At 71.5% G+C, this 20,878-nt stretch carries 21 protein-coding genes, 1 tRNA gene and 1 riboswitch; of the genes, 10 read left to right on the forward strand and 12 right to left on the reverse strand.

The features are described 5' to 3' along the window. Positions 1–774 precede the first annotated feature (774 nt). Positions 775–3,333, forward strand: coding sequence for a transglycosylase domain-containing protein (locus TNCT1_RS36040; RefSeq protein ID WP_216856687.1), 2,559 nt, complete (start codon positions 775–777; stop codon positions 3,331–3,333). Between the two features lie 9 nt (positions 3,334–3,342). On the opposite strand, the gene sugE is transcribed toward TNCT1_RS36040, so the two are convergent. The 3 genes from sugE to TNCT1_RS30405 all read right to left on the reverse strand — a co-directional run bounded on the left by sugE (position 3,343) and on the right by TNCT1_RS30405 (position 4,634). Beyond that, on the reverse strand, positions 3,343–3,663 hold the full coding sequence (gene sugE, locus TNCT1_RS30395) for a quaternary ammonium compound efflux SMR transporter SugE (protein ID WP_143638477.1): 321 nt from the start codon (positions 3,661–3,663) through the stop codon (positions 3,343–3,345). A 33-nt stretch (positions 3,664–3,696) separates the two neighbouring features. Continuing rightward, a riboswitch (guanidine-III (ykkC-III) riboswitch) is annotated at positions 3,697–3,767 on the reverse strand. 122 nt (positions 3,768–3,889) lie between these two features. Next, complete coding sequence (locus tag TNCT1_RS30400) at positions 3,890–4,192, reverse strand: co-chaperone GroES (protein WP_143638545.1); 303 nt, start codon at positions 4,190–4,192, stop codon at positions 3,890–3,892. A 112-nt stretch (positions 4,193–4,304) separates the two neighbouring features. Then, positions 4,305–4,634: a DUF3618 domain-containing protein gene (locus tag TNCT1_RS30405; protein WP_143638479.1), complete on the reverse strand. Its 330-nt coding sequence runs from the start codon at positions 4,632–4,634 to the stop codon at positions 4,305–4,307. Between the two features lie 92 nt (positions 4,635–4,726). Between TNCT1_RS30405 and bcp the strand changes: the two genes are divergently transcribed. Both bcp and TNCT1_RS30415 read left to right on the forward strand, forming a co-directional pair. Then, on the forward strand, positions 4,727–5,194 hold the full coding sequence (gene bcp / locus TNCT1_RS30410; RefSeq protein WP_143638480.1) for a thioredoxin-dependent thiol peroxidase: 468 nt from the start codon (positions 4,727–4,729) through the stop codon (positions 5,192–5,194). A gap of 91 nt (positions 5,195–5,285) precedes the next feature. Further along, positions 5,286–5,369 (forward strand) — tRNA-Leu (locus TNCT1_RS30415). Between the two features lie 50 nt (positions 5,370–5,419). Here the strand turns inward: TNCT1_RS30415 and rdgB are convergent. The 3 genes from rdgB to TNCT1_RS30430 all read right to left on the reverse strand — a co-directional run bounded on the left by rdgB (position 5,420) and on the right by TNCT1_RS30430 (position 9,133). After that, the gene (rdgB, locus tag TNCT1_RS30420; protein WP_143638482.1) at positions 5,420–6,022 is read right to left on the reverse strand and encodes an RdgB/HAM1 family non-canonical purine NTP pyrophosphatase; all 603 of its coding nucleotides are present in this window, start codon (positions 6,020–6,022) and stop codon (positions 5,420–5,422) included. Positions 6,023–6,153: 131 nt separating this feature from the next. Continuing rightward, positions 6,154–7,692: an MFS transporter gene (locus tag TNCT1_RS30425; RefSeq protein ID WP_143638484.1), complete on the reverse strand. Its 1,539-nt coding sequence runs from the start codon at positions 7,690–7,692 to the stop codon at positions 6,154–6,156. Positions 7,693–7,804: 112 nt separating this feature from the next. Beyond that, the gene (locus tag TNCT1_RS30430; protein WP_143638486.1) at positions 7,805–9,133 is read right to left on the reverse strand and encodes a DUF445 domain-containing protein; all 1,329 of its coding nucleotides are present in this window, start codon (positions 9,131–9,133) and stop codon (positions 7,805–7,807) included. Between the two features lie 207 nt (positions 9,134–9,340). Here TNCT1_RS30430 and TNCT1_RS30435 point away from each other — a divergent pair, with 207 nt between their 5' ends. Continuing rightward, on the forward strand, positions 9,341–10,675 hold the full coding sequence (locus TNCT1_RS30435; protein WP_143638488.1) for an SGNH/GDSL hydrolase family protein: 1,335 nt from the start codon (positions 9,341–9,343) through the stop codon (positions 10,673–10,675). A gap of 82 nt (positions 10,676–10,757) precedes the next feature. Here TNCT1_RS30435 and TNCT1_RS30440 read toward each other — a convergent pair whose 3' ends face one another. Next, a complete protein-coding gene (locus tag TNCT1_RS30440; RefSeq protein WP_143638490.1) occupies positions 10,758–11,207 on the reverse strand; it encodes a hypothetical protein in 450 nt (149 codons plus the stop codon). 152 nt (positions 11,208–11,359) lie between these two features. On the opposite strand from TNCT1_RS30440, the gene TNCT1_RS30445 reads away from it, so the two are divergent. Then, positions 11,360–12,427 (forward strand): GlxA family transcriptional regulator, encoded by a 1,068-nt coding sequence (locus TNCT1_RS30445; protein ID WP_143638492.1) that lies wholly within the window; start codon positions 11,360–11,362, stop codon positions 12,425–12,427. Between the two features lie 183 nt (positions 12,428–12,610). Here the strand turns inward: TNCT1_RS30445 and TNCT1_RS30450 are convergent, their stop codons facing one another. Then, positions 12,611–12,913 (reverse strand): hypothetical protein, encoded by a 303-nt coding sequence (locus tag TNCT1_RS30450; RefSeq protein ID WP_143638494.1) that lies wholly within the window; start codon positions 12,911–12,913, stop codon positions 12,611–12,613. 197 nt (positions 12,914–13,110) lie between these two features. Between TNCT1_RS30450 and TNCT1_RS30455 the strand changes: the two genes are divergently transcribed. Next, positions 13,111–13,545 carry an Hsp20/alpha crystallin family protein gene (locus TNCT1_RS30455; RefSeq protein WP_174266506.1) on the forward strand — a complete coding sequence of 145 codons (435 nt, stop codon included), beginning with the start codon at positions 13,111–13,113 and terminating at the stop codon, positions 13,543–13,545. Positions 13,546–13,868: 323 nt separating this feature from the next. Continuing rightward, positions 13,869–14,372, forward strand: a complete 504-nt coding sequence (locus TNCT1_RS30460) for a DUF2267 domain-containing protein (protein ID WP_143638498.1) — start codon at positions 13,869–13,871, stop codon at positions 14,370–14,372. 125 nt (positions 14,373–14,497) lie between these two features. Here the strand turns inward: TNCT1_RS30460 and TNCT1_RS30465 are convergent, their stop codons facing one another. Continuing rightward, a complete protein-coding gene (locus TNCT1_RS30465) occupies positions 14,498–15,040 on the reverse strand; it encodes an MOSC domain-containing protein (protein ID WP_143638500.1) in 543 nt (180 codons plus the stop codon). 294 nt (positions 15,041–15,334) lie between these two features. Here TNCT1_RS30465 and TNCT1_RS36735 point away from each other — a divergent pair, with 294 nt between their 5' ends. Beyond that, positions 15,335–16,891 carry a protein kinase gene (locus TNCT1_RS36735; protein WP_373920515.1) on the forward strand — a complete coding sequence of 519 codons (1,557 nt, stop codon included), beginning with the start codon at positions 15,335–15,337 and terminating at the stop codon, positions 16,889–16,891. A gap of 114 nt (positions 16,892–17,005) precedes the next feature. On the opposite strand, the gene TNCT1_RS30475 is transcribed toward TNCT1_RS36735, so the two are convergent. Together TNCT1_RS30475 and TNCT1_RS30480 are read right to left on the reverse strand one after the other, a co-directional pair. Next, on the reverse strand, positions 17,006–17,215 hold the full coding sequence (locus TNCT1_RS30475) for a DUF397 domain-containing protein (protein ID WP_143638502.1): 210 nt from the start codon (positions 17,213–17,215) through the stop codon (positions 17,006–17,008). Next, entirely contained in the window at positions 17,216–18,061 is an 846-nt protein-coding gene (locus TNCT1_RS30480; RefSeq protein WP_143638504.1) for a helix-turn-helix transcriptional regulator, read from the reverse strand. A gap of 217 nt (positions 18,062–18,278) precedes the next feature. Between TNCT1_RS30480 and TNCT1_RS30485 the strand changes: the two genes are divergently transcribed. Continuing rightward, positions 18,279–18,899 (forward strand): ATP-binding protein, encoded by a 621-nt coding sequence (locus TNCT1_RS30485; RefSeq protein WP_143638506.1) that lies wholly within the window; start codon positions 18,279–18,281, stop codon positions 18,897–18,899. A gap of 49 nt (positions 18,900–18,948) precedes the next feature. Here the strand turns inward: TNCT1_RS30485 and TNCT1_RS30490 are convergent, their stop codons facing one another. Then, the gene (locus TNCT1_RS30490; protein ID WP_143638508.1) at positions 18,949–19,554 is read right to left on the reverse strand and encodes a hypothetical protein; all 606 of its coding nucleotides are present in this window, start codon (positions 19,552–19,554) and stop codon (positions 18,949–18,951) included. Between the two features lie 564 nt (positions 19,555–20,118). Between TNCT1_RS30490 and TNCT1_RS30495 the strand changes: the two genes are divergently transcribed. Continuing rightward, complete coding sequence (locus tag TNCT1_RS30495) at positions 20,119–20,844, forward strand: hypothetical protein (protein WP_143638510.1); 726 nt, start codon at positions 20,119–20,121, stop codon at positions 20,842–20,844. Positions 20,845–20,878: the final 34 nt, after the last annotated feature.

The raw sequence follows: 20,878 nt of genomic DNA on the forward strand, positions 1-20,878 counted from the left end.
CCCCAGCAGTCGGGGAAGTCCGAGGCGTCCGGCGACGGCGCCGGGGACCGGGGGACCGCTGGGCGTTCCGGCGGGTCCCGGGGCGCCGGTGTGCCGCAGCAGTCGGGCGAGCCGCAGGCGCCGGACAGGTCCGGCGCGGCCGGGCAGCCGGCGCGGTCCGGTGAGGGTGAGGGCTCCGAGGGGCAGGGGGCCGGGCGTTCCGCCGTGCCCCGGCGTCCCGGTGTGCCCGGTCAGGCGGGCCCGTCGCGGGGCTCCGCGAAGGCCGACGGCGCCCAGGACACCGCTGCCGGGCGGTCCGCCGCCACCCGGAGTCCCGGGGTGCCCGGCCAGGCCGCGCAGTCGCCGTCCGCCGGGTCCAAGGGCCCGAAGGCGTCCGGGGCCCAGGAGTCCGAAGCGGCCGAGAGCACCCAGGTGCTCCGGCGCGTCGACACATCCCGCGCCTCCGCCGCCGCCCAGGGCGCCGACGCCGCCCGCAAGGGCGACGCCGCCCGCAAGGCCGACGGCGGCAAGCCGTCCGGCGGCCCGCAGGGCCCCGCGGACGCCCAGGCGCCCGAGACGACCCAGGTCCTCCGCAAGGTCAAGGCCCCCAGCACGCCGGAGCCGGCCAAGCCGGGCACCGGCACCACCGCGGCGGGCGCCCAGGCCGGTGCGGCCGCCGGCGCCCGGAAGAACCCCGGAGCCGGCGCGGCCGGTGGCGCCGCGCAGGCCGGTGCGCGCGGCGACGCGGCCCGGCCCGGCACCCCCGGTGGCCCCGGCAAGGGCCCCCGCGCCGCCATGGCCGGCGGCGCCGCCGAGGGAGGTCAGGCCGGCGCGGCGAGCGGCGCGGCCAAGGGCGCCCGGGCCGCGATGGCCAGTGGCGGCGCGGCGAAGGCCGGACCGGCCGCGGCCGCCGGCGCCACCGCCGCAGCGGCCGCCGGCAGGAGCACCGCCACCGACACCACCGACACCGAACCCGCCACCACCGCCCTCGCGGACAGCGGCGGCACCGGCGGCGGCACCGGAGACGGAGGCGGCAAGGGCAAGAAGCCCAAGCGTCCCAAGCGGACCGGATGGCGCCGCCTCTTCCCCACCTGGCGCATGCTGCTCAGCACGTTCGTGATCGGCGTCATGCTGATCATCGGCCTGCTCTTCCTCGGCTACTCGCTCGTGCAGATCCCGTCCGCCAACGCCCTGGCCACCAAGCAGAGCAACGTCTACCTCTACTCCGACGGCTCCCAGCTCGCCCGCGACACCCGCGACAGCAAGGTCAACCGCGAGAACGTCAGCCTCGCGCACGTCTCCAAGGCCGCCCAGCACGCCGTACTCGCCGCCGAGGACCGCGACTTCTACTCCGAGTCCGCGGTCGACCCCAAGGCCATGCTCCGCGCCGGCTGGAACACGGCCCTGGGCAAGGGCAAGCAGTCCGGTTCGACGATCACCCAGCAGTACGTGAAGAACTACTACCTGGGCCAGGAACAGACCGTCACCCGCAAGGCCAAGGAGTTCTTCATCTCGATCAAGCTGGACCGCGAGAAGTCCAAGGACGAGATCCTCGAGGGCTACCTCAACACCAGCTACTTCGGCCGCAGCGCCTACGGCATCCAGGCCGCGGCGCAGGCCTACTACGGCAAGGACGCGGCGGACCTCGACCCGGCCCGCGCCGCCTACCTCGCCGCCCTCGTCAACGCCCCCAGCGAGTACGACGTCGTCGCGCACCCCGAGAACAAGTCCGCCGCCGTCGCCCGCTGGAACTATGTCCTGGACGGCATGGTCAAGGAGGGCTGGCTCGGCAAGGGCGAGCGCGCGGGCCTGAAGTTCCCCACACCCAGGGACCAGACCGTGCCCAACGGCCTGTCCGGCCAGCGTGGTTACCTCGTCGACGCCGTGCGGCAGTACCTGATCAGCAACGACATCGTCACCGCCGACCAGCTCGCGGCCGGCGGCTACCGCATCACCACCACCATCCAGAAGAACCGGCAGAACGCCTTCGTCAAGGCCGTCGACGACCAGCTCATCTCCAAGCTCGACAAGAAGAACCGCAAGGCCGACAACTACGTCCGCGCCGGCGGCGCCTCCGTCGACCCCAGGACCGGCAAGATCGTCGCCATGTACGGCGGCATCGACTACGTGAAGCAGTTCACCAACGGCGCGACCCGGGGCGACTTCCAGGTCGGCTCCACCTTCAAGCCCTTCGTGTTCACCTCGGCCGTCCAGAACAGCTCCACCACCCAGGACGGCCGGCCCATCACCCCGAACACCGTCTACGACGGCACCACCAGGCGCCCCGTGCAGGGCTGGCCCGGCGGCGCCTACAACCCCGCCAACGAGGACGAGAAGTCCTACGGCGACATCCCCGTCCGCAAGGCCACCGACCTCTCCGTCAACGCCGTCTACGCGCAGATGGCCGTCGACGTCGGCCCCGACAGGGTCAAGCAGACCGCCGTCGAACTCGGCATCCCCGAGCACACCAAGGACCTCCAGCCCTACCCGTCCATCGCCCTCGGTACCGCCACCGCCAGCGTCCTCGACATGGCGGAGGCCTACGCCACGCTCGCCAACCACGGCCAGCGCGCCACGTACACCATGGTCGAGAAGGTCACCAAGGACGGCACCCAGCAGGTCGAGCTGCCCCAGCGGCAGACCAAGCGGGCCGTCACCCGCGAGGCCGCCGACACCACCACCTCGATCCTGCAGAGCGTCGTCGACAACGGCACCGCCGTCGCCGCCCAGGCCGCCGGCCGTCCCGCGGCGGGCAAGACCGGCACCGCCGAGGAGGACACCGCCGCCTGGTTCGCGGGCTACACCCCGGAACTCGCCACCGTGGTCTCCGTCATGGGCCAGGACCCGGTCACCGCGGCCCACAAGTCGCTGTACTACGCGCTGGGCCAGCCCCGCATGAACGGCGGCGGCCCGCCCACCGCCATCTGGGCCCAGTACACCCGCGACGCGCTGAAGGGGAAGCCGGTCAGCGACTTCGACCTCCAGCTCCAGCCGGGCGCCGACCGGACCGAGGCCCCCGCCGACCCCTCCGCCGACCCCAGCATCGGCGGCCAGGACGACGGCGGCACCACCGGCACGCCCACCGACGGCACCTCCACCCCCAGCACCGACGGCACAACCACCGGCACCCCCGGCACCACCGGCGGCGGCACCGGCACCCCCGCCACCGACGGCGGCACCACCACCGGCGGAAACACCGCCGACGGCGGCGGAACCACCACGGGCGGGAGCACGAACGGAAGCCCGACCACGGGCGGGGGAACGGACACCGGCGGCGGCACACCCGGCGGCAACACCGGGGGTCTCGACACGGGCGGCGGCACCGACACCGGGGCCACCGGGGGCCAGCCCTAGGACCGCTCCTCAGTGACCGCTGGTCGCCTTCAGCCCCACCACGGCGACCAGCAGCAGGCACACGAAGAAGACACGGGCGGCGGTGACCGGCTCACCCAGCACCACCATGCCGAGCACCGCCGCCCCGGCCGCCCCGATCCCGACCCACACGCCGTAGGCCGTACCGATCGGCAGCGACTTGGCGGCGTACGACAGCAGCACCATGCTGGCCACGATCCCGGCACCCGTCAGCACGCTCGGCACGAGCCTGGTGAAACCGTCGGTGTACTTCATCCCCACCGACCAGGCCACCTCGAGCAGACCGGCGACAATCAACAGAACCCACGCCACGACGACACACCTCCGGCAGACGAACCCATCACTGGTGCGTCGTCTTTGCCTGCATCCCGGTACGGCGCGTCTCGTCGGGCTCCTTCGAACATAGCAAAACCACGAGGAGAGGGCTGGTGACCATGGTCACCAGCCCTCTCCCGCACTCACGGCCGGCCGGAGCCGGCTGCCCCGAACTCCGGAGGTCCGGAACCCCGGAGGTCCGGAACACCGGAGGTCCTGAACCTCAGAGGTACAGGCCCGTGGAGTCCTCCGAGCCCTCGAACCGGTCCGCGGCCACGGCGTGCAGATCCCGCTCCCGCATCAGCACGTACGCCACGCCCCGCACCTCGACCTCGGCCCGGTCCTCCGGGTCGAACAGGACCCGGTCACCCGGCTCCACGGTCCGCACGTTCTGACCGACCGCGACCACCTCGGCCCAGGCCAGCCGCCGCCCGACCGCCGCCGTCGCGGGAATCAGGATGCCGCCGCCCGACCGCCGCTCACCCTCACCCGTCTCCTGCTTGACCAGCACCCGGTCATGCAGCATCCGAATGGGCAGCTTGTCGTGATGGGGGGTGCTCTGCACGTTTCTGTTGGCGCTCACGCTTCGAACCTACCTGCCTTCGGCACGCCCGTACGAGCCCGGGTCGCCGAGCCGCTCAGCGGCCGCGCCGCCGGACACCCAGCGCGAGCAGGCCGACCAGCCCCACCGCGACCAGCGCCACCGGCACCACCCGCTCCAGACGGGGTGCGCCCCGCTCGTCCACGAACTGCGCCCTGACCTCACTCACCACCCGGTTGACCTGCACGTACGCACGTCCGACCGTGTGGTCGATGTTGGCGGCCACCTTGGCCTTGGCATCCCCGACGATCGTCTTCGGATGCACCCGCACCCCGATCTCGTCGAGCGTCTCGGCCAGCACTTCGCGGCGGCGCCTGATGTCCGCCTCGATCTCTGCCGGGGTTCTGGTGTCCGACGTGTCCGCCACCGTACGGCCTCCGAAGTCTGCTGATGCTGTCCTGGACAGTCTGTCAGTTCCCCGTCAGGCCGCACCGCAACGCCCCCCGTTACGCTGGAGCGATGAGCGAGCGACTCCAGCCCGGCGACGTGGCCCCCGCCTTCACCCTCCCCGACGCCGACGGCAACCAGGTGTCCCTGTCGGACCACAAGGGCCGCAAGGTCATCGTCTACTTCTACCCCGCGGCGCTGACCCCCGGCTGCACCAAGCAGGCCTGCGACTTCACCGACAACCTCTCCCTTTTGGCCGACGCCGGCTACGACGTCATCGGCATCTCCCCGGACGAGCCGGAGAAGCTGGCCAAGTTCCGCGAGAAGGAGTCGCTGAGGATCACGCTGCTCGCCGACCCGGACAAGAAGACCACCGAGGCCTACGGCGCCTACGGCGAGAAGAAGAACTACGGCAAGACCTACATGGGCGTCATCCGCTCCACGGTCATCGTCGACGAGGAGGGCAAGGTCGACCGAGCCCTCTACAACGTCCGTGCCACCGGCCACGTCGCCAAGATCATCAAGGACCTCGGGATCTGAGGTCCGGCCCCCCGGCCCTACGGCGGCGGGCAGTTGCCGCCGCGGGGCGGACGGTGCGCGGGGCGGCACAGTAGAGTAGGCCGCGCCTCAGGCGGCCGTGATGGAACTGGCAGTCATGCTGGGTTTAGGTCCCAGTGGGTTCACACCCGTGTGGGTTCGAATCCCACCGGCCGCACCGCCGCACCGCCCCCCACCCGCGCAGCCGAGGTGGGGGGCTTCGGCGTGTCAGCCCAGCAGCTCGCGCACCACCGGCACCAGCGCCCGGAACGCCTTGCCGCGGTGGCTGATGGCGTTCTTCTCGTCGGGGCTCAGTTCCGCGCAGGTGCGGCTCTCGCCGTCCGGCTGGAGGATCGGGTCGTAGCCGAAGCCGTTCGTGCCCGCCGGGGCGTGCCGCAGGGTGCCCCTGAGCTGTCCCTCGACCACGCGTTCCGTGCCGTCCGGGAGGGCCAGCGCCGCCGCGCAGGCGAAGTGGGCGCCCCGGTGCTCCTCCGCGATGTCGGAGAGCTGCGCCAGCAGCAGGTCCAGGTTGGCCTTGTCGTCGCCGTGGGCGCCCGCCCAGCGGGCCGAGAAGATGCCGGGGGCGCCGTTCAGCACGTCGACGCAGAGACCGGAGTCGTCGGCGACGGCGGGGATGCCGGTGGCCTGGGCGAGGGCGTGGGCCTTGAGCAGGGCGTTCTCGGCGAAGGTGACGCCGGTCTCCCGGACGTCGGGGATGTCGGGGTAGGCGTCGGCGCCGATCAGCTCGTGGGGGAGGCCTGCTTCGGCGAGGATCGCCCTCAGTTCGGTGATCTTTCCGGTGTTTCGGGTGGCGAGGATCAGGCGGGTCATGGGGGCCAGTATCCCTTGACGGACGAAGCCCCCGGGGACCGGCTGTACGGGTGCCGGACCCCGGGGGCCTCATGCCGCGCGGGCGCTGACCGGCGTGAGCGCCGGCCGCCGTGCGGGCCTGTGGGCCGATGTCAGGGCCTGCTGGCCGCCGGCGGCGCCGAGGGGCCCTGGGAGCCGCGGGCCGGGCGGGCCGCCACCTTGGCCTTGCCCGCGGCGGCGGTCAGCGGGCGGGCGATGTCCTCGAGGGACCGGCGTTCGGCGTTCACCGCGAGGAACGCGGCGACGAGGCCGGCGGCGCACATCAGGCCCGCGCCGATCTGGAAGGCCAGCACGGTGTCGCCGACCTTGCCGGTGTTGGTGAGGTCCGCGAAGAGCAGCGGGCCGCTGATGCCGCCGGCGGCGGTGCCGATGGCGTAGAAGAAGGCGATGGACATCGCCCGGGTCTCCATCGGGAAGATCTCGGAGACGGTCAGGTAGGCGCTGGAGGCGCCGGCGGAGGCGAAGAAGAGCACCGCGCACCAGCAGGCGGTGAGGGTGCCGGCGCTGAGGGAGCCGCGGTCGAAGAGCCAGGCGGTGCCGAACAGCAGCAGGCCGGACAGCAGGTACGTCGAGGAGATCATCACCCGGCGGCCGACGGTGTCGAAGAGGTGGCCGAGCAGCAGCGGGCCGCAGAAGTTGCCGATGGCGATGACGGCGAAGTAGTAGCCGGTGTGGTCGGCCGGCACGTCGAAGAACTTGGTCAGGATGGCGCCGAAGCCGAAGGTGATGGCGTTGTAGAGGAAGGCCTGGCCGATGAAGAGGGAGAAGCCGAGGACGGCGCGCTTGCGGTACCGGCCGAGGACGGTGCGGGCGATCTCGACGAAGGTGACGTTCTTGCGCTGGTGGATCTCCAGCTCGCCCTCGGGCTCGGCGAGGGGTTCGCCCTTCTCGTCGCGCACCTGGCGTTCGATGCCGGTGACGATGTCCTCCGCCTCCGCGTCGCGGCCGTGGATGAGCAGCCAGCGCGGGCTCTCCGGGACGTGCCTGCGCACCAGGAGGATGACCAGCGCGAGGACGGCGCCGAGGGCGAAGGTGAGGCGCCAGCCGATGTCGGCGGGGAGCAGGTCGGTGTTGAGGGCGAGGATCGACAGCAGGGAGCCGCCGACGGCGCCGAGCCAGAAGCTGCCGTTGATGATGAGGTCGACGCGGCCGCGGTACTTCGCGGGGATGAGCTCGTCGATGGCACTGTTGATGGCCGCGTACTCGCCGCCGATGCCGAAGCCGGTGAGGAACCGGAAGAGGAAGAACCACCAGGCCTCGGTGGACACCGCGGTCAGGGCGGTGGCCGCGAGGTACACCCCGAGGGTGATCATGAAGAGGTTCTTGCGGCCGAAGCGGTCGGTGAGCCGGCCCCAGAACAGCGCGCCGACGCAGGCGCCGGCCACGTAGAGCGCGGCGGCGGTGCCGGTGATCTGCCCGGAGCTGATGCTCAGCCCGCTGCCCGGTTCGGACAGCCGGCTGGCGATGTTGCCGACGACGGTGACCTCGAGGCCGTCGAGGATCCATACGGTGCCCAGGCCGATGACGATCGACCAGTGCCACCGGGACCAGGGCAGGCGGTCGAGCCGGGCCGGGATGTTCGTGGTGATGGTCCGGCCGCTTCGCGGTGCCGGTGCTGCGGCTGTGTCCATGGGCTCCCCTCCACGTCGAAGGACGGGATACGGGTGCCCGGGCGGCGCCGGAGTAGGCCCGGCGCGGGCCCGGGGGAGGAGCGGCGGCGGCAGCGGGCGCGGGGGCCCGGTCTCAGGCGCCCACGGCGCGGGTGAGGGTGTAGATGAGCAGGCCCGCCAGTGAGCCGACCACGGTGCCGTTGATGCGGATGAACTGCAGGTCGCGGCCGATGTGGGCCTCGATCTTGCGGGTGGTGTGCTCGGCGTCCCAGCCGGCGACGGTGTCGGTGATGAGGGAGGTGATCTCCTTGCGGTAGGTGGTGACGACGTGCACGGCGGCGCCCTCCACCCAGCCGTCGACCTTCCGCTGCACCTTCGGTTCGCTCGCCATCCGGGTGCCGAGCGAGAGCAGGGCGGCGCGCACCCGCAGCCGCAGCTCGCTGCGCTCGTCCTCGGCGGCCGCGACGATCATGGAGCGTACGGCCGTCCAGGCGGAGGCGATCAGGTCCTGGACCTCGCCGCGGCCGAGGATGTCGGCCTTGAGGCGTTCGACGCGCGCGCGGGTGTCGGTGTCGGACTGCAGATCGGAGGCGAAGTCGGTGAGGAAGCGGTCGAGGGCGCCGCGGGCCGGGTGGGAGGGCATGTCGCGCATCTCGGTGACGAAGCGCAGCAGTTCCTTGTAGACGCGGTCGCCGACCTTCTTGTCGACGAAGCGCGGGGTCCAGCCGGGCGCTCCGCCCTCGACGGCGGTCATCACGTCGGCGCGGTGCAGCACCAGCCAGTCGTGGGCGCGGGCGACGACGAGGTCCACGACGCGTTTGTGGCCGCCGTCGGCGACGATCCGTTCGAGCATCTTGCCGAGGCCGGGCGCGATCTCCTGGATGTCGGCCCGCCGGGTGACGGCTTCGGTGACGACGGCCTGGACGTCCCGGTCGCGCATGACGGTCAGGGCGCCGCGCAGCGCGGTGGCGAGCTCGGCGGTGACCCGGTCGGCGTGTTCCGGTTCGGCGAGCCAGGTGCCGAGCCGGCTGCCGATGCCGACGGCGCTCAGGCGCTGGCGCACGACGTCCTGCGAGAGGAAGTTCTCGCCGACGAACTCGCCGAGGGAGACGCCGAGCTGGTCCTTCTTGGTGGGGATGATCGCGGTGTGCGGGATGGGCAGCCCGAGGGGGTGCCGGAAGAGGGCGGTGACGGCGAACCAGTCGGCGAGCGCGCCGACCATGCCCGCCTCGGCGGCGGCGCCGACGTATCCCGCCCAGGGCCCGGCGCCCTGGTGCGTGGCGAGTCTGGCGAGCACGTAGACGAGGGCGACGAACAGCAGCAGTCCGGTCGCGGTGAGTTTCATCTGCCGTACGCCGCGCCGCCGCTCCTCGTCGGCGGGGGTGAAGGCGGTCATGGTCCGGTGCGACGCGGCCTGCTGTGCCGTCGTCCGGTCCGCTGTTCGTGTCTCGGTGCGTTCCATCAGCTCCACCCGTAGTCCGCCTGTGCGGTGATCCCGCGCACAATTGTCCCTTCCTGACCGACTCCCGGAACGAAACACAAGTTCCCGGCGTCTGTCCGCAGGGGGGTTCGGGCAGGGTCCTGTCAGGTCTCCCGGACCCATGACTCATCATGGATCCATCCGGATCGGAGCCCTGGGCTCCCATCTCCCGAGGAGAACAACGCAAGCATGACCAAGCGTCATGGTTATGCCGTATTGAGTGCGCTGGTCGCGTTGACCGTGGCCGTGTGCGCAGCCATCTACGTCACGGTGGCCACGGGCGACACCACTTCCACCAGCACTTTCGCGGGCGGCCGCCCGCGCCACGGCTCCTCCGTCGCTCCCGCGTCGACCGGCACCTGGGTGGGTGCCTGGTCCACGGCGCCCGTGGGCGGCGAGCCGGGCACCGAGACCGCCGGACTGGCCGGCCGTTCGGTGCGCAACGTCGTGCACGCGAGCACCGCGGGGACGAGTGCCCGCATCACGCTGTCCAACCTCTACGGCCAGTCCCCGCTGCCCATCACGCACGCCTCCCTGGCCGTGGCGGCGGGTCACGGCACCGCCGAGGCCGACGCGGCGACGATGCGCCGGCTGACCTTCGACGGCGTGACCAGCGTGGTGATCCCGGCCGGCGGCCAGGTGTCCAGCGACGCCGTGCAGGTGGTGATCCCGCACGGCTCGGACGTGCTGGTCACCACGTACTCGCCGACCCCCTCGGGCCCGGTCACCTACCACCCGCACGCGCAGCAGCTGTCGTACGTCGCCCAGGGCGACCGCACGGAGGACGCGACGGGCGCCGCCTACACCGAACAGACGCCCTACTGGCGCTATCTGACGGGCCTTGACGTGCTGAGCAACGAGGCGACGGGCACGGTGGTCGTCTTCGGCGACTCGATCACCGACGGCATAACGTCCACGGTCGGCGCCAACCGCCGCTGGACGGACGTCCTCGCGGGCCGGCTGCACACGGCGGTGGCGGGCGGTGCGGCCCTGCCGCGCTACGGCGTCGTCAACGAGGGCATCAGCGGCAACCAGGTGCTGGCGGACGGTCTCGGCCGTCCGGCGGAGAACCAGAGCGGGCTCGGCCGGTTCGGCCGGGACGCGCTGTCCCGGACCGGGGTGAAGGTCGTCGTCATCGACCTCGGCATCAACGACATCCTCCGCAATCCGGCCCTCGCCGACCCGGACCGGATCACCGAGGGCCTGCGCACCCTGGTCCGCCAGGCGCACGCCCGCGGCCTGCGGGTGGCCGGCGCGACCCTCATGCCGTTCTACGGCCACCGCGGCTGGACGCCGGCCCGCGAGGAGGTGCGCCGGGAGGTCAACGCGCAGATCCGGTCGGGCCGGGTGTACGACTCGGTGGTCGACTTCGACCAGGCCCTGCGGGACCCGTACGACGCGCGCCGGCTGCGCCCCGAGTACGACTCCGGCGACCATCTGCACCCCAGTGACCTGGGCTTCGCCAAGATGGGCGACGTCTTCGACCTGAACACGCTGAAGGGCGCGGGCCAGGCGGAGCTGTAGGACGGGCCCTGGCGGGCCGGCTCGGCCCCGGCGGAGCGTGTGCGGGCCGGACGCCGCGGCCGGGTGGGGCCGGGGCCCGACCTCACGCTCCGGTCGTGGATCCCGGCCGCACGATCATCAGCACCGTCACGGCCGCCCACAGCAGGTTGAACACGCCGGTGAACATGGCGAGCCGTGCGGTGTTCCCACGGCTGCCGCCGCCCTCCACCAGCGCGCTCTGGGCGGGCAGCACCAGCGCGCCCAGCACCAGGGCGGCCAGCGCCGTGAGGGCGATGGACACGATCAGCCAGGCGCTGCCGAGCACGTGCATGCCGCTCGCGGTGGCGAACCCGAAGACCGGGACGACGACACCGACGACGGCGTACACCCGGCAGATCCGGTGCAGCAGCCGCAGCGTCTCGGCGGCCCGGTCGTCGTCCGGTGCGGTCAGGGCGCGGCGGGCGGCGGGCGGGAACATGCTCGCGGCGACGGTGACGGGCCCGATGGCGACGATCGCGGCGATGACGTGGACGGCGAGGAGGAACTTGGTCACGGCAGGAGGCTAGGCGGCCCCGGCGATCACGCGGCAGTGGCCGGATTGCCAGTACCCAACGGATTCTCGCCGCCCGGCTCCGGACGGGTACAAGAGGACGGGGCCCGGCTCCACGAGTTGGCGGGAACCCGGCGTACGGCTACGTTCCCGCCATGCACACCGTGGCCGTCCTGGCGCTGGACCAGGTGATCCCGTTCGACCTCTCCGTCCCGATCGACGCCTTCGGCTGGGCCCGGCTGCCCGACGGCCGCGCCGCCTACCGGGTGCGGGTCTGCTCGCCCGGGGCCGGGTCGGGGGCGGGGGAGGTGAGCGCGGGCGGAGGCGTCTTCGCGGTGCGCGCGCCCTACGGCATCGAGGCGCTGGCGGACGCGGACACGATCGTCCTGCCGGGCGTCGCCGACCCGGCGCTGCCGCTCCCGCCGGGCGTGACGGAGGCGGTGCGCGCGGCGGCGGCGAACGGCACGCGCGTCGCGTCGATCTGCGTGGGCGCGTTCGTCCTCGCGGCCACCGGGCTGCTGGACGGGCTGCGTGCCACGACCCACTGGCGTGCGGCGCGGGAGCTGGCGGAGCGGTACCCGGGGATCACCGTCGACCCGAACGTCCTCTACGTCGACAACGGCCAGTTCCTGACCTCGGCGGGCGCCGCCGCGGCCCTGGACATGTGCCTGCACATGATCCGCCGGGACCACGGCTCGGCGGTCGCCGCGCACGCCGCCCGGATGTCCGTGATGCCGCTGGAGCGTGAGGGCGGGCAGGCCCAGTTCATCGTGCACGACCTGCCCCCGGCGCCGGCCGGCGCGACCCTGGAGCCGCTGCTGACCTGGCTGGAGGACAACTGCGACCGCGAACTCACCCTGGACGAGATCGCGGTGCGGGCCCGCATGAGCAGCCGCACCCTCAACCGCCGCTTCCGCGAGCAGACCGGTACGACACCGCTGCAGTGGCTGCACCGGGCGCGGGTGCGGCGGGCGCAGTACCTGCTGGAGACGACCCCGTACCCGGTGGAGCGGATCGCGGTGCAGGCCGGCTTCGGCTCCCCGACGGCCTTCCGGGAACGCTTCCGCCGGGTGGTGGGGACCAGCCCGCAGGCGTACCGGCGGTCGTTCCGGCCGGCGGGGTCCGGCGCGGGGGCGGGGGCGGGCTCGGGGGTGGTGGCTGGCTCGGAGGCGGGGGAGACGGCGGGGGTGGTGCCGGAGGCCGCGCGGCCGGGGAGGCCGTGACGGGCCAGGACGCCGCCGTTCGACTCCGTCAGGGCCGCCCGGCCCTCCCGGGCCGTGGTCCGGCCCGTTCGGTCGGCCCCTGTGCTCGCCCGGTCGGTCGGTCCCTCTGCTCGCCCGTGTTTCCTAAGCCGCCCGGCCGGTCCCGGCCGCCCCCGGCCGGTACCGCTCAGCCGGGCCGCCGGCTCAGCCGCGTCGGTCGGCGACGGCCCAGGAGGCCAGGGCGACGACGCCCGCGACGCCGAGGACGGACGGCCAGGCGCCGACCTTCTTGGCCAGCGGGTGCGACCCTGCGAACGCGGCGACGTACCCGGCGGTCAGCGCGCCGGCGGCCTTCCCGCCCGCCCGCCTGCGCCACTGCTGCGCGGCGGCGGCCCCGGCGGCGGCCAGGACGGCCCCGCCGAGCTGCCGCTTCCCGGTCCAGCGGGCGACGCCGTATCCGCCGACGAGCCCGGTCGCTGCGACCACCGCGCTGGGAACCCTGGCCATGAGCTGCCTCCATGTACGTCGTCACGTCTTGGTGTCGTCTTGGTGTGATTCGTCTGCGTTCACACCAGGCCCGAGACTAGCGCGCGCCCGTTCGGCTCCGAGTAGCTGAGTCGAGGCTTGTCAACTTTCCGGCTTCGGGCTATATAAGAAGGCGTAGGGCATCGCACCCCGGCACCTGATGAGAGGAGTGAGCCGTGATGCTCATGCGTACGGACCCGTTCCGTGAATTCGACCGACTCGCACAGCAGGTCTTCGGCGCCCCCGCCACCGCCGGCCGCCCGACGGCCATGCCGATGGACGCCTACCGCTCCGGTGACGACTTCCTGGTCCACTTCGACCTTCCCGGGATCGACCCCGAGACGATCGAGCTGGACGTCGAGCGCAACGTCCTCAACGTCCGCGCCGAGCGTCGCAGCCCCGCTCCGCAGGACGCCGAGATGATCGTCGCCGAGCGCCCGGCCGGCACCTTCACCCGTCAGCTGTTCCTCGGCGAAACCCTCGACACTGAGCGCATCGACGCCTCGTACGAGGCCGGCGTCCTGACCCTGCGCATCCCGGTGGCCGAGCAGGCCAAGCCGCGCCGCATCCGGATCAGCGGCGGCGACAGCGACCGCAAGCAGATCACCGGCTGACCGAAACCCGGCCGCATCCCAAGCGCCCCGTGACCCCCGACGGGGGCCCGGGGCGCCGCCGTTCGCCCCTGCCTGGCCGCTCACCGGCCCGCCGCGCCAGGGGCGGACGACGTCCCACATCAGCCGCAGGGCGCTCATGAGCCGCATGAACTGCCCGCGTCGCACCGGCGGCACGGACTCCATCGACCGCACCGGCAGCGCGGGCAGCGCGGACCGCATGCCACCACTTGCCGCACTTTGGCCGAATTGCAGCCCATGCACGCCGCGTCAGGGGGTACCGGGCTTCCGGTGTCCCGAAGTGTTCCCGAGGAGGATCCACCACGATGACCGTGACGACCCCGCAGCCGAGAACGACCATCCCCGCCCCCGCTCCCGCCGCGGCTTCGTCGTTGCGTCCGCTCACCCCGGAGTCCGGCGCCGACGACGCGCGCTGGGAGGAACTCACCGAGGCGGTGCGCGAGGCCGGTCAGTACCCGACGACGGCCGAGGCCGAGCGAGTCACCCGTACCGTCCTCACCGCCCTGGGCGGCCACGTGACCGGTGAGGAGCGGGTCGCCCTCGCACAGGCCCTGCCCAGGCAGGCGGGCACCCTGGTCGCCGCCCAGATCCCCGCGAACACCCCGGTGTCCGCACGCGAGTTCGTCGAGTCCGTGGCGGACCACCTCGACGAGGACGCCACCCCGGCCACGGCCCGCTGGGACGTCACCTCGGTCCTCGGCGTCCTGGCGGACACCGTGGGCGAGCCCCTGACGACCCGGGTCCTCAGCCAGCTCCCCCCGGGCTACGCCCTGCTGTTCGGCCGCGCGGACCTCGCCGCGACGGCATAGCTCACTCCGGCCTGCTTCCCGGCCTCCCCACCGCTTCCGGGCGCCGCACCACCACCACCGTCGTCCACCCGGCGACGGCCGACGGCGGCGCCCGGCACCGCCCACGCGGTCGAGCGGCCGGACGGTCAGACCCGCTCGAGCGCCCGGTGCGGCCCGTCGGGCAGCTCCACGGAGATGGCGTCCCCGGCGCGCACGACGCCGCCCACCTTCACCACACCCATGACCCCGGCCCGGTACCGGACGCGCCCGTCCGCGTCGCGCCCCACGACCTGCTTCAGCAGCCCGCGCTGGAAGTCGTCGATCTGTCGGCACGGATTGCGCAGCCCGGTCACCTCCACGACGGCCTTGTCACCGATGCGCAGCAGCGCCCCGGTGGGCAGCCCCAGCAGATCGATCCCCCGGGTGGTGATGTTCTCGCCCAGTTCCCCGGCCGCCACCTGGAACCCGCTCGCCCCGACCTCCTCGAACAGCTCCTCGTGGATGAGGTGCACCTGCCTGAGGTTCGGCCGCGTCGGGTCCTGGGCGACGCGCGACCGGTGCTTCACCGTCACCCCCGCGTGCACGTCACCTTCGACCCCGAGGCCGGCGAGCAGGGTGATCCGCTCCCGGTTGGGCTTGGTGAAGGAGTACGCGCCGTTGCTGCTGACGGCGGTGACGGTCGCGCTCATCGCGGAACCCCCGTATCGGCTCTTCGTCACAGGATGCACCGAGAGCCTAGCGGTGGCCCCCGGCCGTTCGACCGCCTGGCCGCCGGGCGTACTTCACGCCCCGCCGCCGGGCGTACTTCATGCCCCGGCCGCTGGACGTACTTCACGTCCCGGCCGCCCGGCGGACCCCGGCCACCGCCACGACGTACTCCGAACCCGCGACTTCGTCCGGATACCTGACACGTGCTCGGGTACCCGGCTCGAAGTACGGCCCATGGCCGAGCCCGGCACGAGGTGACAGCAACGGAGACTTAGATGAAGGCCAGCCGAACGGCAGTCCCGCCGGCCCCCGCGCCGGTCGCAGCGGAACCGGGGTCCCCTCACGTCCTGACCGGACGCTACCGGTTGGGCGAGAGAATCGGATCGGGCGGCATGGCCGACGTCTACGAGGCCGTCGACACGCGCCTCGGACGACCCGTGGCCGTCAAGGTGTTCCGGCCGGGCCCGGGCCCGCAGACCGAGGACCGTCTCACCGCGGAGGCCGTCCTCCTGGCCCGCCTCCAGCACCCCGGGCTGGTCACGGTCTACGACTCCGGCCGCCAGGACGACCGTACGTACCTGGTCATGCAACTGGTCGAAGGCCCCACGCTGCACAGCGTCCTGGAGAGCGGCCCGCTGCCCGAGGCGCGCGTGGCCGCGCTGGGCGCCGGCCTCGCCCGGGCACTCGCCCACGTCCACCGGGCCGACATCGTGCACCGCGACGTCAAGCCGTCCAACGTCCTGCTCGACCCGGCCGGCGAACCCCACCTGGCCGACTTCGGCATCGCGCTCCTCGCGGACGCCACCCGCCAGACGGCCCCCGACGTGCTGACCGGCACCGCCGCCTACCTGGCTCCCGAGCAGGTGGAGGGCGGGTGCGTCGGTCCGGCCGCCGACGTCTACGCGCTCGGCCTGGTCCTGCTGGAATGCCTGAAAGGAACAATGGAGTACCCGGGCACCCCCCTGGAGGCCGCGGTCGCCCGACTCCTGCGCGCCCCCGAACTTCCCGCCTGGATCTCGCCCGAACTGGCGGACCTGCTGCGCGCCATGACCGCCAAGGACCCGGCGGCACGCCCCGACGCCGAGCAGTGCGCGCGTACCCTCGCGGCCCTGACCGCGCACAACGCCCCGCGCCCGCTGCCGGTCACGGCGCCCTCCGCGGCCCACGCGCCGGGCGGGGCGGCGACCCGCCCGGCCCGCACGGAGAAGCTGAGGACGGCGGCCGCCCGCCCCGGCCGCGCGGACGCACCCGCGGCAGCGGCCACCGGACGACAGCCCGCCAGGGCCGCCGACGGCCGCCGGCACAGCCGCCGCCTGGCGGTGGGCACGGCCCTGGCCGCCCTCTCGGTGACCCTGGGCACGGCCTTCTCCATGTCCCCGGGCGCCGGCGGAACCAGCCAGGACCGAGCCGACGCGACCTCCACCGCGACGACCCCCGACCACCCGGCGCCCGGCAAGGGCGGCAAGGCCGGCACGGCGATACCCGGCGGCCAGTCCAACACCGCCCCGCCGGCCGCCCCCCGCCCGGCCTCCCGGCCGATCGGTTCGACACCCACCCGGCCCACCCCCGGGGCCTCCGGCCCGCCCACTCCGGCCGCCTCCCACGCCCAGCCCGCCTCCAGGACCCTCCCCTCGCCCTCCCGGACGGCGACGACGCCCGACACGTCCCCCGACACCAGCAGCACCGCCCCCGCCCCCCAAAGCCCCTCCGCTCACCAGCCCGGCAACACATCCCACCCGCCCTCCGCCAACCCGAGCGCCCCCGGCCAGACCAAGAAGCCTTCACAGCCCACGACGCCGGACGACGATCCCACGCCGAACAACCAAGACTGAGAACGGGACCGGCAGGCCCTCAGCCAGCGGACCTGTGTCCCCGACACGACTGGCCCGGCTCGCACGGCGGGAGGCCGGCGGGCCGCGTGCGCAATCCGCGATGCCTGCTTGGGTCTATCCGAGCGAGCCCCGTGTCAGAGCGTTTATGAACGAGCGCCAAGTCTCACCACTCACTCTCAATGCGGGACCATCCGTCCGCTTCGAGTCACGGACGAGCGTGCCGTCGTCGGCGTACGCGCACTCAACGCACTCGGTTGCATTCGCACCGCTGTAAGACGACTTGAACCACGCGAACTCGTGAGGGGCGAAAGGACGGAAAGGCATCTAGAGCTCCTTGCGTGCGCGGTGGATCAGGGTGGAGGAAGCCTCCATGTCCAACGCTTGTGCGCGAAGGTACTCGAACGCAAGTCTGTATCGCTCCAGTTCCTCGTCCTTCTCCAGGAAGAGGGAGCCGGTGTGGAAGTCCACGTAGACCACGTCAAGAGCTGACTCAGTACCGCCGATGATCACGAAGCTGCCGAGAGCGGCGCCGTGCGCCCCATTGGAGAACGGCAGCACTTGAAGGGTGACATGCGGCGACTCGTTGACTTCGAGAAGCCGCCCGAGCTGCTCCTTCATGGTCTCGGACGAGCCCACGACCCGGCGGATCACGGACTCGTCGAGGATGGCCCACAGCCGGAACGGCTTCGGCCGGGTGAGAATCTCCTGCCGCTTCATGCGGATGTCCACCAGCCGCTCGATCTCTGCCGGCTCCAAGGGGATCTCGTTGGCCTTCTGCAGCGCGGTGCTGTATGCGCGGGTCTGGAGAAGGCCCGGGACGTAGACGCAGGAGAAGTGGTCCTCACGTACCGCCTCGTCCTCAAGGGTGAGCATCAGGTTCATGCTCTCCGGGATGGAGTCGGCGAACGAACTCCACCAGCCCTGCTGCTTGGCGTCCTTGGCCAGCTTCACGACAGTTTCTCGCTCGGAGTCAGTAGCTCCGTACTGTCGGCAGAGTGCGTCAACGATGATCCACTTCACCGGCCCCGCCTGCGTCTCATAGCGGCTGACCGTTGCCTTCGATACGCCGACCAGCCCGCCCGCCTCTTCAAGGGTCATGCCTTTACGAGCACGCAACTTGCGCAACGTGGCTCCGAGTTGACGGCGACGTGTGGTGGCCCTTACGGACATGGAACTCCTCCAGCGCGTAACCCGGGCAGTCGCTCGGGGCTTGAACAGGCTAGGTAACCCCGTGGTCGAGCCACTATGCGATTCACTCGATAGAGAGCTATGAGAAGTTACATATTGAGAGTTCTCTCTGGCATCCTCGGTGACGGACAGCTACGCGATGCAGCCGTTCCGACACGGCAGGCGCAGCATGCGTGTGGCACGGGAGGGAGAAGTGCTTATGCCCGCCATCGAGACCAAGGACTGCCAGCGCCGCTGTGTGCTGCCCTTTGAGGCACTGCCGGCGGAAGTACGCCTGCTGCGGCGAGCAGCCGACACGCAGCTCGGCCAGTGGGGCGTGCCAGCAGTTAGCGATGCGGCCCAGCTCGTCGTAACGGAGTTGGCGACGAACGTCATCAAGCATGTGGGTGAGGGCACACCAGCGGCCCTGATTCTTGAGTGGAAGGGCGAGCGGCTGCGCGTTGAGATGCACGACAAGAGCCGCTCCCTGCCCTCTCCGCGCATCGCCGACTGCGACGCGGAGTGCGGCCGCGGGCTACACATGCTCGCTGCAATGTCGGTGGACTGGGGGACTGTCGTCTCAGCACTGGGCAAGTCCGTGTGGTGTGAGATCGAGCTGGGCTCTGGGGCCGTGCGCCTGCGGATGGAGCGTGCAGTCGGCGCGCTGGAGAACTATCGAGAGCGCGGAGGGGCAGCTTGGCCGGGGCGGTGTGAAGTGGTCTTGGAGGAGTCAGCGGTCGAGCTGATCGCCGATCTGCTGCACTGGACGTCCGCACGCGGCCTAGACCCGGATGACGTGCTGGACCGGGCCCAGATGCACTTCGAGGCAGAGGCGGCATAGGCCGATGCCGGCAGCTCAGCCGCACCCGTCAGCGCGGCTGAGCCGGCGGTCACTCCAGCGCCGCATGCAGTATCGCGCCGACGTCTGTAAAGGAGCCCTGTTCGTGCAGGCTTAGTGCCACGTGCAGCACATCCTGGTCGCCCTGGTCGCGACCGTAGACGTGAATGAGGTTGTCGGCGAGTTCGTCATGCTGTCGGTGACGCAGGAGCAGGAGAACTTCCGCCGTCTCCAGTGGGTTAAGGACTTCCGTGGATCGACGCAGCAGCCTAAGCGCGACTTCTGCCCGGCCCTCCATGTCGAGCCTCCCCGCTTGTGCGGCCAGACTGCGTACGGCGGCAACATCTGTTCGCATCCGCTGCCGGTCCCCCCTGCGGCGGGGGACCGGCAGCGGACCCGGTGAGGTTCGTGCCGCAAGACGCGCTTGCAAGCCGGCTCTGATGGCCTTGAGCTCCTTGACCGCTCCTCTCAGATCGGCGATCTCGTCGCGCAGCGCGGCCAACTCTGCGACCTTTTGCTGGAGAGTCCTGCGATCGGACTCCGCTCTCTGCAACTGCTCGGTCAGAGCGTCTACCTCAGCAGTCAGCCTCTCATCGCCCCGGCGATTCCGTTCCGCTTCTGCCTTCTCATGCAGCAGTGTCAGCGCCTCGATGGTCACGCTGACGGCCTGTTCGTTGCCAGCGTCAGAGCACGCGGCTCTGTGTAGCGCCTTCACGATTGCCAGGTCCGGTAGGGATTGTCCCCTCAGAAACCTGGACAAAGAACTCTCGCAGCAGTGTATGCGGCTGGCGGCTTTTGCCTGAGTCAGCCGCCTTCCTGTGCTTCTGGCCACTTTGTCAGGAAGCAGATGCCGACAGAGCGCTTGCAGCGCCTCGGCGAGATTCCGCATGTGTGGACGTACGTCACTGTGGAGTTGCTTGTCCATCCACTTGGCTGTGCCTGTTGCAACTCCAGCACGTGCCATGTCCGTTCCTCTCCGCCTCACCGTCGACGTTCCATCAACGCTGCCGCCCTCGGGCGCCATTGTGCATGGGGCTGACGGTGCGCCCTTGCTAGTTGCTGAGCAAGTGTGCTGGGGCTGGACGTTCATTCGGGTTGCAGTGGAAGACTGAGAGCTGTTGGGAACCGCCAGTTAGTGGGGGGCGTATTCCGCTTGCATACCGTTCGCTCTTGATGTGGGCATTCAAGGCGGTATGTGATGTGAACGATCCGGAGGTGCTGGATGTCACTGCCGTCGTGGCAGAAGAAGCTGGACGGGAACCGCAAGGTCGGAAGCATGGCGCGTGCCGCGCTGTGGCTCGCCACTGAGGTAGGGGAGGGCAACATCTTCACGAAGGCCGATCTGCGCTCCGCCTTCTCCGATGTTGCGCAGATCGACCGACGCATCCGGCAGTTGCGTGACTACGGCTGGCGCATTGACTTCAGCCGCGATGACCCGTCGCTTAAGCAGGACGAACAGCGGTTTGTCTCCCGGGGCGCTGACGTCTGGATCCCGGGCCAGGCGAAGACACCCAGGCACAAAAACAGCCTCACCGCGGCACAGCGGCAGAAAGTGTTCCAGGCGGACGGCTACCTCTGCCGGTCTTGTGGCATCGCGTCAGGTGAGGAGTACGGCGACGATGACGTGACGCAGGCTGTGCTGAACGTCGCACGCCGCAAGGTCGTGCTGGCTGACGGGTCAGAGGAGCATCAGTTGGTCACCGAATGCAAGCGGTGCGGCTCGGGGAGCGGCGACCGTGAGGTGAACCTGGAGGCGCTGCTTGAACTCGTCGAGGACTTGTCACCGATGGAGAGGCGGATCCTGGCCGGCTGGATCGCTGCTGACCGGCGGTCGCCGGAGCCGATCGACAGGTTGTGGGGTCTGTACCGGACCCTGCCCGAAGAGGCCCGAAAGGCCGTCGCCGGTGCGCTCGACGATGCCGACGCGGCTGACGGCATGGACGACTGAGCGCAGAACAGCGAAGACAGAGGGACGAGAAACA

The organism is Streptomyces sp. 1-11 (assembly GCF_007176755.1).
GTDB lineage: Bacteria > Actinomycetota > Actinomycetes > Streptomycetales > Streptomycetaceae > Streptomyces.